Genomic DNA, 8,737 nt, shown 5'->3' on the forward strand with positions numbered 1-8,737 from the left:
TTATACAGAGATTATTTATACTCCGCCCACGATTTAATTGCCAGATCATCCAGCGTCATCGTACAGAAAGCATTGATGAAAGCACTTGCCAGGCGGGCATTCGTAATCAGCGGAACATTCAGGTCGATAGCGGCACGACGAATCTTATATCCGTTGCTCAACTCACCCGCAGTGAGGTTCTTCGGAATATTCACCACCATGTCAATCTCCTTTTTGTGCAGCATATCCAACGCTTGCGGCTGTTGGTTAGTCTCACTGGGCCAATACACCTGCGTATTCTCCACCCCATTCTCCGTAAGGAACTTACTGGTACCTCCCGTTGCAAAGAGCTTATACCCTTTTTGCTGAAGCAGACGGGCAGCGGAAAGCATTTCCACCTTCTGTTTCGGTGTACCGGTAGAAAGCAGGATATTCTTCTTCGGTATGCGGTAACCTACAGAAAGCATAGCCTTCAGCACGGCACAGGACGTATCACTTCCGATACAACCGACCTCACCTGTAGATGCCATATCCACACCCAACACCGGGTCGGCCTTTTGCAAGCGATTGAAAGAGAACTGGCTGGCCTTGATGCCTACATAATCCAGTTCAAAGAGATTCTTATTCGGCTTTTCTACCGGAAGCCCTAACATCACCTTCGTAGCCAGTTCGATAAGATTAATCTTCAGCACCTTACTAACGAACGGAAAACTACGGGATGCACGCAGGTTACACTCAATCACCTTGATGTCATTCTCACGAGCCAGGTACTGGATATTGAACGGACCGGAGATATTCAATTCGCGTGCAATCTCACGACTGATACGCTTAATGCGGCGTACCGTCTCCACATAAAGCTTCTGAGGCGGAAATTGAATCGTAGCATCACCCGAATGTACCCCGGCAAACTCAATATGTTCAGAGATAGCGTATGCCACAATTTCTCCATTCTGTGCCACCGCATCCATCTCCACTTCCTTGGCATGTTCGATGAACTGACTGACAACCACCGGATGCTTCTTCGATACATTGGCCGCAAGTTGCAGGAAGCGTTCCAGTTCTTCCTGATTGGAACAAACGTTCATTGCAGCACCCGAAAGCACGTATGACGGACGCACAAGTACCGGGAAACCCACTTCTTCCACAAACTCGTTGATGTCATCCATGCTCGTAAGCTCGCGCCAGCGAGGCTGGTCTACGCCGATACGGTCCAGCATGGCAGAGAACTTCTCACGGTCTTCGGCATTGTCAATGCTTTTGGCGGAAGTACCGAGTATAGGTACCTTCTGCGCATCCAGACGCAGGGCAAGGTTATTCGGTATCTGACCACCGGTAGAAACAATCACCCCGTGCGGATTTTCCAGTTCAAGGATATCCATTACCCGTTCGAAGGTAAGTTCGTCGAAGTAGAGGCGGTCGCACATATCATAGTCCGTAGATACGGTTTCGGGATTATAGTTGATCATAACGCTGCGATACCCCTCTTTACGGATGGTATTCAGTGCCTGTACACCGCACCAGTCAAACTCTACGGAAGACCCGATACGATACGCACCGGAACCAAGTACAACGATGGATTTACGGTCACCGAGGTAATGAACATCATTAGAGATGCCACTATACGTCAGATACAGGTAATTAGTCTGTGCAGGATATTCGGCAGCAAGAGTGTCTATTTGCTTCACTACAGGAACAATGCCGACACTCTTGCGATGATTGCGCACATAGAGGATACCATCTTCCATATCTCCCTCGTAACCAATGGCGCGGGCTATCTGGAAGTCGGAGAAGCCTTGCACTTTCGCTTTCTTCAGCAGTTCAAGGGGCAGGTCGATGATTTGTTTGTGGTTCTTGCTCCATTGCTCCAGCTCTTTGCTGGTGTTCATGATGTTCATCAGCTTCTCCAGAAACCACTTATCGATCTTCGTCAGTTCGTGCACCTGATCAACGGTATATCCGGCACGGAAAGCTTTGGATATGACGAAGATACGCTTGTCCGTCGGTTCACGGAGCGCTTTATCTATATCAGAGATAACAAGTTCCTTATTTTCCACGAAACCATGCATCCCCTGTCCTATCATACGCAGACCTTTCTGAATAGCTTCTTCAAAAGTACGGCCGATAGCCATCACCTCGCCTACTGACTTCATGCTGGAACCCAGTTCCTTGTCTACACCATGGAACTTACCCAAGTCCCAACGGGGTATTTTGCAGACCACATAGTCCAATGCAGGTTCAAAGAAAGCACTTGTGGTTTTTGTTACAGAATTCTTCAGGTCGAATAATCCGTAGCCAAGACCGAGTTTTGCAGCAACGAAAGCAAGCGGATAACCCGTAGCTTTAGAGGCCAGAGCAGAAGAACGGCTCAAGCGGGCATTTACTTCAATCACTCTATAATCTTCACTTTCAGGATCATAAGCATACTGCACATTGCATTCTCCTACAATACCGATGTGGCGAATGATACGGATAGCAAGTTCGCGCAGCTTATGATAATCGGAGTTACTGAGCGTCTGTGACGGAGCGATAACAATGGACTCTCCCGTATGGATACCCAGCGGGTCGAAGTTCTCCATGTTGCAGACGGTGATACAGTTGTCAAAGCGGTCGCGCACCACCTCATACTCCACTTCTTTCCATCCACGCAAGGATTTTTCCACAAGCACCTGCGGGGAGAAGGAGAAAGCTTTCTCAACCAACACATCCAGTTCTTCTTCATTGTCACAGAAGCCGGAACCCAGTCCGCCAAGCGCGTATGCAGCGCGGACAATCACCGGATAACCCAATTCGGCAGCAGCACGACGGGCATCAATGGCATTTTCTACGGCTTCGCTTTTAATAGTCTTTACATTGATTTCATTCAGCTTATGAACGAAAATCTCACGGTCTTCCGTATCAATAATGGCTTGTACGGGAGTACCGAGAACTTTTACACCATATTTCTCAAAAACTCCGTCTTTGTAGAGGGCAACACCGCAATTCAGTGCCGTTTGTCCGCCAAAGGCAAGCATAACGCCATCCGGACGTTCTTTTTCGATGACTTTCTCTACAAAATAAGGAGTGACAGGCAGGAAGTAAATCTGATCGGCAACGCCTTCCGAAGTCTGCACAGTAGCGATATTCGGGTTGATAAGAACGGTGTAGATACCTTCTTCTTTCAAGGCTTTGAGTGCCTGGCTGCCGGAGTAGTCGAACTCACCTGCCTCACCGATTTTCAGAGCACCGGAACCGAGTAGCAGGACTTTCTTTATATTGTTTTCTTTCATTGTATTTATTCTTTAATAAATTCTCAAGTCTATTGTTTTTATAATAGCTTCACGAACTCATCAAACAAAAAACCCGTATCCGTCGGTCCGCTGGCAGCTTCCGGATGGAATTGTGCAGAGAACCAGGGATTCCGTTTATGTTTAATGCCCTCATTAGACCCGTCGTTCATATTGATGAACAGTGGTTCCCAATCTTCCGTCAGCGTAGTGTTGTCCACTGCATAACCATGATTCTGCGAAGTGATGAAGCAACGCTCCGTGCCCACCATACGCACCGGCTGGTTGTGACTGCGATGACCATATTTCAACTTGTATATCTTTGCTCCTCCTGCCTTGCTCAGCAACTGATTTCCCATGCAGATACCGAAGATAGGTAGTTTTTCATTCTTCATTGCCCGGCGGATATTCTGCACCGCAGCATCACAGGTATCCGGATCACCCGGGCCGTTACTGATAAAAAGTCCGTCGAACTCCAGTTCATTATAATCATAATCCCAAGGCACACGGATGACTTCCACATCACGCTTCAGCAGACAGCGGATGATGTTGGTCTTCACTCCACAATCCACAAGCACCACTTTTTTCAATGAAGAATGAGGAATGAAGAATGAAGAATTAGCTGCGCTGCGGGTAGCGTTGCCATCGGGGAAGTAGTGAATAATCTCCTTGCAGCTTACTTTGTCTACATAGTTTACGCCTTCGTAAACAGCGGATAGTGCAGGCAATTCTTCATTCTTAATTCTTAATTCTTCATTAAATACGATGCGCCCCATCATCACGCCATGTTCGCGGAGCACCTTTGTCAACTCACGCGTATCGATACCTGTGATACCCGGCACCTGTTCGCGCTTCAGCCAACCAGCAAGGCTTTCCACAGCGTTCCAATGGCTAAAGTCCTCACTATAATCACTCACAATGATGGCTTCCGCATGGATACGTTCACTTTCCATAAAGGTAGCCAGTCCATTCGGTTCGATAGTGAAAGGCGGCACACCATAATTGCCCACCAACGGATAAGTGAGCGTCATCAACTGTCCGGCATACGAGGGGTCAGTCAAGCTCTCAGGATACCCCGTCATAGCTGTGTTGAAAACCACCTCTCCCGCTACCGGCTTTTCGTAGCCAAACGACTTGCCGTGGAAGCGGCTCCCGTCGTCGAGGATAAGAGTTACATTTCTCATCTATATATTTACGATTTAACTATTTACTATTTACGATTGAGATTACTTCTTCTTGGCGATAACGTTCTACAATGACATTCTTCAATCGTAAATCGTACATCGTCAAATCGTACATCTCAAAATTGATATACTTGTTCTATATAGTCAATAAAGGCATTATTCAGCATCTTCACCCCGCCCGGCGTAGGATAATCACCGCTGAAATACCAGTCTCCCCGATGATTGGGACAAGCCTCATGCAGCCCCTCCAACGGTTGGTATACGATTTCCACCTTCGCCTTTGTTCCGGCAGGTGTCAGCAGTTCCACCATCTTGGCGGAGATTTCCTCGTCGGTGAAAGGTGCGTAGATATCCTTCACATAGTTCACCATTTGCTCCTTCGGCAGTCCTACCTGGTCTTTCGATTTACGGTAGGCAGCGGCGATCACATCTTTCATATCCCGGTCTTTCAGTAACTCAATGGCAGCCTTGAAAGCGATGAATTCACTCATCTTTGCCATATCGATGCCGTAATAGTCGGGATAACGCACCTGCGGGGAAGAAGAAACAATCACAATCTTCTTGGGGCCCAGACGGTCGAGAATACCGATGATACTCTGTTTCAGAGTGGTTCCACGCACAATGGAGTCATCGATGATGACGAGATTGTCCACACCCGGCACAAGACTGCCATAGGTGATATCATACACGTGCGCAGCCAAGTCATTACGGCTGTTTCCTTCTGCAATAAACGTGCGCAGTTTGATGTCCTTGATGGCTACCTTCTCACTACGGATACGGTGGGAAAGTATCCGTTCCAGCTCCTCCAGATTGGGGCTATGTCCCAGGGAAGCGATCTGTTGCACTTTCTCTTCATTCAGATAATCATCCAGTCCCTGCAACATGCCGTAGAAAGCAACTTCCGCTGTATTCGGGATAAAGGAAAACACGGTATGGTCAAGATCTTTATTAATGGCTTTCAAGATGTTAGGTATCAGTTTCTCACCCAATAGTTTACGTTCCCTGTAAATATCCACGTCACTGCCCCGTGAGAAATAAATACGTTCGAAAGAACAGGGTTTCACCTCACGCGCTTTATTAATCTGGGTGGTACGCAGCTTGCCCGCCTTGTTAATCAGCAAGGCTTGTCCGGGCATCAATTCCTTAATGCTGGCTGCCGGCACATTGAAAGCGGTCTGTATCACAGGACGTTCGCTGGCAAGCACTGCCACTTCATCATCCTGATACCAGAATGCGGGGCGGATTCCCCACGGGTCGCGCACGGCAAACGATTCACCACTTCCCGTCAGTCCGCATATCACATAGCCTCCGTCCCACTCCTTGCTCGAAGTGCGCAACACATTGGCCAAGTCAATATGATCTTCTATATAGTGAGTCACGCCCATGCCTGTCAATCCTTCCGCTTCGGCAAGATTGAAGAGGCGCTCCACTTCACGGTCCAGTCGATGCCCCACTTGCTCCAACATGATGTACGTATCGGCATACTTCCGCGGATGCTGGCCGATGGCAGTGATACGCGCAAAAATCTCATCCACGTTCGTCATGTTGAAATTGCCGCAAAGAGCGAGGTTCTTAGCCCGCCAGTTGTTACGCCTCAGAAAAGGGTGAACATAGGAAATACCGCTCTTTCCGGTAGTGGAATAGCGCAAGTGCCCCATGTAAGCCTCGCCCACAAAAGGGAGGTATTTCTTTGCGTAATCCGCATCATGAAGCTGCTCTTTTGTCAGATCCTTAAAGTTGCCCTGCACCGTACCGAATATCTCGGTAATGGCGCCCGAACCGAGTGCACGCTCACGGAACATATACTCCTCACCGGGATTTGCTTCCAGCTTTACGCAAGCCAGACCGGCGCCCTCTTGTCCGCGGTTGTGCTGCTTCTCCATCAGAAGATAGAGTTTGTTCAAACCGTACATCCATGTACCGTACTTCTGTTCATAGTATTCCAGAGGTTTCAGCAGGCGTATCATGGCAACGCCGCATTCATGCTTCAGTTCTTCCATCGATTTATTTACTATTTGACGATTTACTATTTACTATTTGATAGATATGTTGTTCACTCTACCGTGACGCTCTTCGCCAAGTTTCTCGGCTGATCCACATCCATCCCCTTGCATACTGCGATATGATACGCCAACAACTGCAACGGTACCGTAGTAACCAACGGGTCAAGGCACTCTATTGTTTCCGGCAACTCGATGCAAGTATCGGCAATCTTGCTGATAACCGTATCCCCTTTTGTCACCAGGGCAATCACTTTTCCCTTACGCGCCTTGATTTCCTGTATATTGCTCAGTACTTTCTCATAAAGTCCGTTCTGGGTGGCAATCACTACTACCGGCATTTCGGCATCTACCAATGCGATAGGCCCGTGCTTCATTTCAGCAGCCGGATAACCCTCGGCATGGATGTAAGAGATTTCTTTCAGTTTCAACGCGCCTTCCAAGGCTACAGGGTACGAATATCCGCGTCCCAGATAGATAAAGTTATGCGCATACGTGAAGATCTTGGAAAGCTCCGCAATGCTACCGTTCAGTTTCAACACTTCTTTCATCTTATCAGGAATATGGTTCAGTTCCTGCACGATGGCAAGGAATTGCCCCTCATCTATCGTATTCTTTTCCTTGGCAAGCGTCAGCGCCAGCATAGTGAGCACTGTCACCTGTCCCGTAAACGCTTTGGTAGAAGCCACTCCGATTTCGGGGCCTACGTGGATATAAGAACCCGTATGCGTAGCCCTCGGAATAGACGAGCCAATCGCATTACAGATGCCATAGATAAATGCCCCACGGCTCCGCGCCAGTTCCACAGCTGCCAGTGTATCCGCCGTCTCGCCACTTTGCGAAATCGCAATCACTACATCCTTGCTGTCTATCACCGGATCGCGGTAACGGAATTCCGAGGCATACTCCACTTCCACCGGAATGCGGCAAAGGCTTTCTATCAGATGCTTCCCGATGAGCGCCGCATGCCAGGAAGTACCGCATGCCACGATGATGAAACGTTTGGCTGCCAACAGGCGGTCTTTGTTATCAATCACTGCGGAAAGCACCACATTCGTGCTTTCTACATTGATACGTCCGCGCATACAGTCGTGAATGCAATCGGGCTGCTCAAAGATCTCTTTCAACATGAAGTGCGGATACCCCCCCTTTTCCAACTGTCCCAGGTTCAGCGCCACCGTCTTTACTTCGTGCGGACATTCCACATTCTTCAGGTTCACCACCTTCAATTTCTCTCCGCGGCGGATGACGGCAATCTCTTCATCCTCCAAATATACTACTTTATCTGTATATTCCACAATCGGCGTAGCATCCGAAGCCAGAAAAAACTCATCTTCACCGATACCTACCACCAACGGGCTACTCTTGCGGGCCGCTATAATTTCATCCGGATTGTCCTTATCCAGCACGGCAATGGCGTATGCGCCGATTACTTCACGCAACGCTAATTGCACAGCAGTCAGCAGATCTGTTTTTTTAGATTTCTGGATGAATTCTATCAGTTGCACCAGTACTTCGGTGTCCGTACTGCTTTTGAATGAATAGCCTTTAGCCTGGAGTTTTTCTTTGAGAACGGCGTAGTTTTCGATGATGCCGTTATGAATGAGGGCGAGATGTTCGGAAGAGGAATAATGAGGATGGGCGTTAGCGGAGCAAGGTTCCCCGTGCGTAGCCCAACGGGTATGGGCAATTCCGATGTTACCGGAAATATCTTTTTGAGTAACGAAAGTTTCCAGTTCCGAAACCTTACCTTTCGTTTTGTACACATTCAACTGTCGGTTATCACTGATTAATGCTACCCCTGCACTATCATATCCGCGATACTCTAATCGCTTCAATCCTTTGATAAGAATGGGGTAGGCTTTCTTTTGACCAATATAGCCTACTATTCCACACATACTAATTAATATTTGGTTTTGCGCTGCAAAGATATAAAAACCCAAGAACATAAAGTTAATGTTTTGCCTATTTATTTATCAAAAGAATAGAAAAAAGTTGTTTTTACATCAAAACGTTAAAGAAATCAAACTTATTAAATCAAAAGGCGTAAATTAACAAAATCAAAGCAAGCAGTAGAATTTTAGTTTTATATTGAAAGAATATCTCCTTTTTTGATTGTAATCTGACAAGAAAGGGAACTGCTTTAAATGCCTCCATATTGCCAAATTGCCATATTGCCACATTGCCAAATTCATAAGGCTTGGCAACGGATTCATAGTTAAAAGAAATAATTTCTTTATTATCAAGCTAAGTGATAAATAAGAAAGACCTGTTGATGGAATTGATTTTTCTTCTTTGACGGGGTATGAGC

5 protein-coding genes are annotated in these 8,737 nt (G+C 47.3%); all 5 read right to left on the minus strand.

Going from position 1 to position 8,737, the window contains the following annotated elements; all coding sequences use genetic code 11:
- Window positions 1–11: 11 nt before the first annotated feature.
- Window positions 12–3,245: a carbamoyl-phosphate synthase (glutamine-hydrolyzing) large subunit gene (gene carB / locus BN161_RS17490; protein WP_044268756.1), complete on the minus strand. Its 3,234-nt coding sequence runs from the start codon at window positions 3,243–3,245 to the stop codon at window positions 12–14.
- 38 nt (window positions 3,246–3,283) lie between these two features.
- On the minus strand, window positions 3,284–4,426 hold the full coding sequence (carA, locus tag BN161_RS17495) for a glutamine-hydrolyzing carbamoyl-phosphate synthase small subunit (RefSeq protein ID WP_044268757.1): 1,143 nt from the start codon (window positions 4,424–4,426) through the stop codon (window positions 3,284–3,286).
- Between the two features lie 116 nt (window positions 4,427–4,542).
- Complete coding sequence (locus BN161_RS17500; RefSeq protein WP_044268758.1) at window positions 4,543–6,426, minus strand: amidophosphoribosyltransferase; 1,884 nt, start codon at window positions 6,424–6,426, stop codon at window positions 4,543–4,545.
- Between the two features lie 53 nt (window positions 6,427–6,479).
- On the minus strand, window positions 6,480–8,324 hold the full coding sequence (gene glmS / locus BN161_RS17505; RefSeq protein WP_044268772.1) for a glutamine--fructose-6-phosphate transaminase (isomerizing): 1,845 nt from the start codon (window positions 8,322–8,324) through the stop codon (window positions 6,480–6,482).
- Between the two features lie 162 nt (window positions 8,325–8,486).
- Window positions 8,487–8,737, minus strand: a 251-nt coding sequence (locus BN161_RS30155) for a hypothetical protein (protein ID WP_209441910.1), incomplete at its 5' end; no start/stop codon positions are given.

The sequence above is a fragment of the Bacteroides timonensis genome, from assembly GCF_000513195.1.
In the GTDB taxonomy this organism is placed as follows: Bacteria; Bacteroidota; Bacteroidia; order Bacteroidales; family Bacteroidaceae; genus Bacteroides; species Bacteroides timonensis.

What these genes read in the sequence shown, in the direction of transcription:
- carB (WP_044268756.1), bottom strand. Translation starts at nt 3,245, where the DNA reads ATGAAAGAAAACAATATAAAGAAAGTCCTGCTACTCGGTTCCGGTGCT.
- BN161_RS17500 (WP_044268758.1), bottom strand. Translation starts at nt 6,426, where the DNA reads ATGGAAGAACTGAAGCATGAATGCGGCGTTGCCATGATACGCCTGCTG.
- carA (WP_044268757.1), bottom strand. Translation starts at nt 4,426, where the DNA reads ATGAGAAATGTAACTCTTATCCTCGACGACGGGAGCCGCTTCCACGGC.
- glmS (WP_044268772.1), bottom strand. Translation starts at nt 8,324, where the DNA reads ATGTGTGGAATAGTAGGCTATATTGGTCAAAAGAAAGCCTACCCCATT.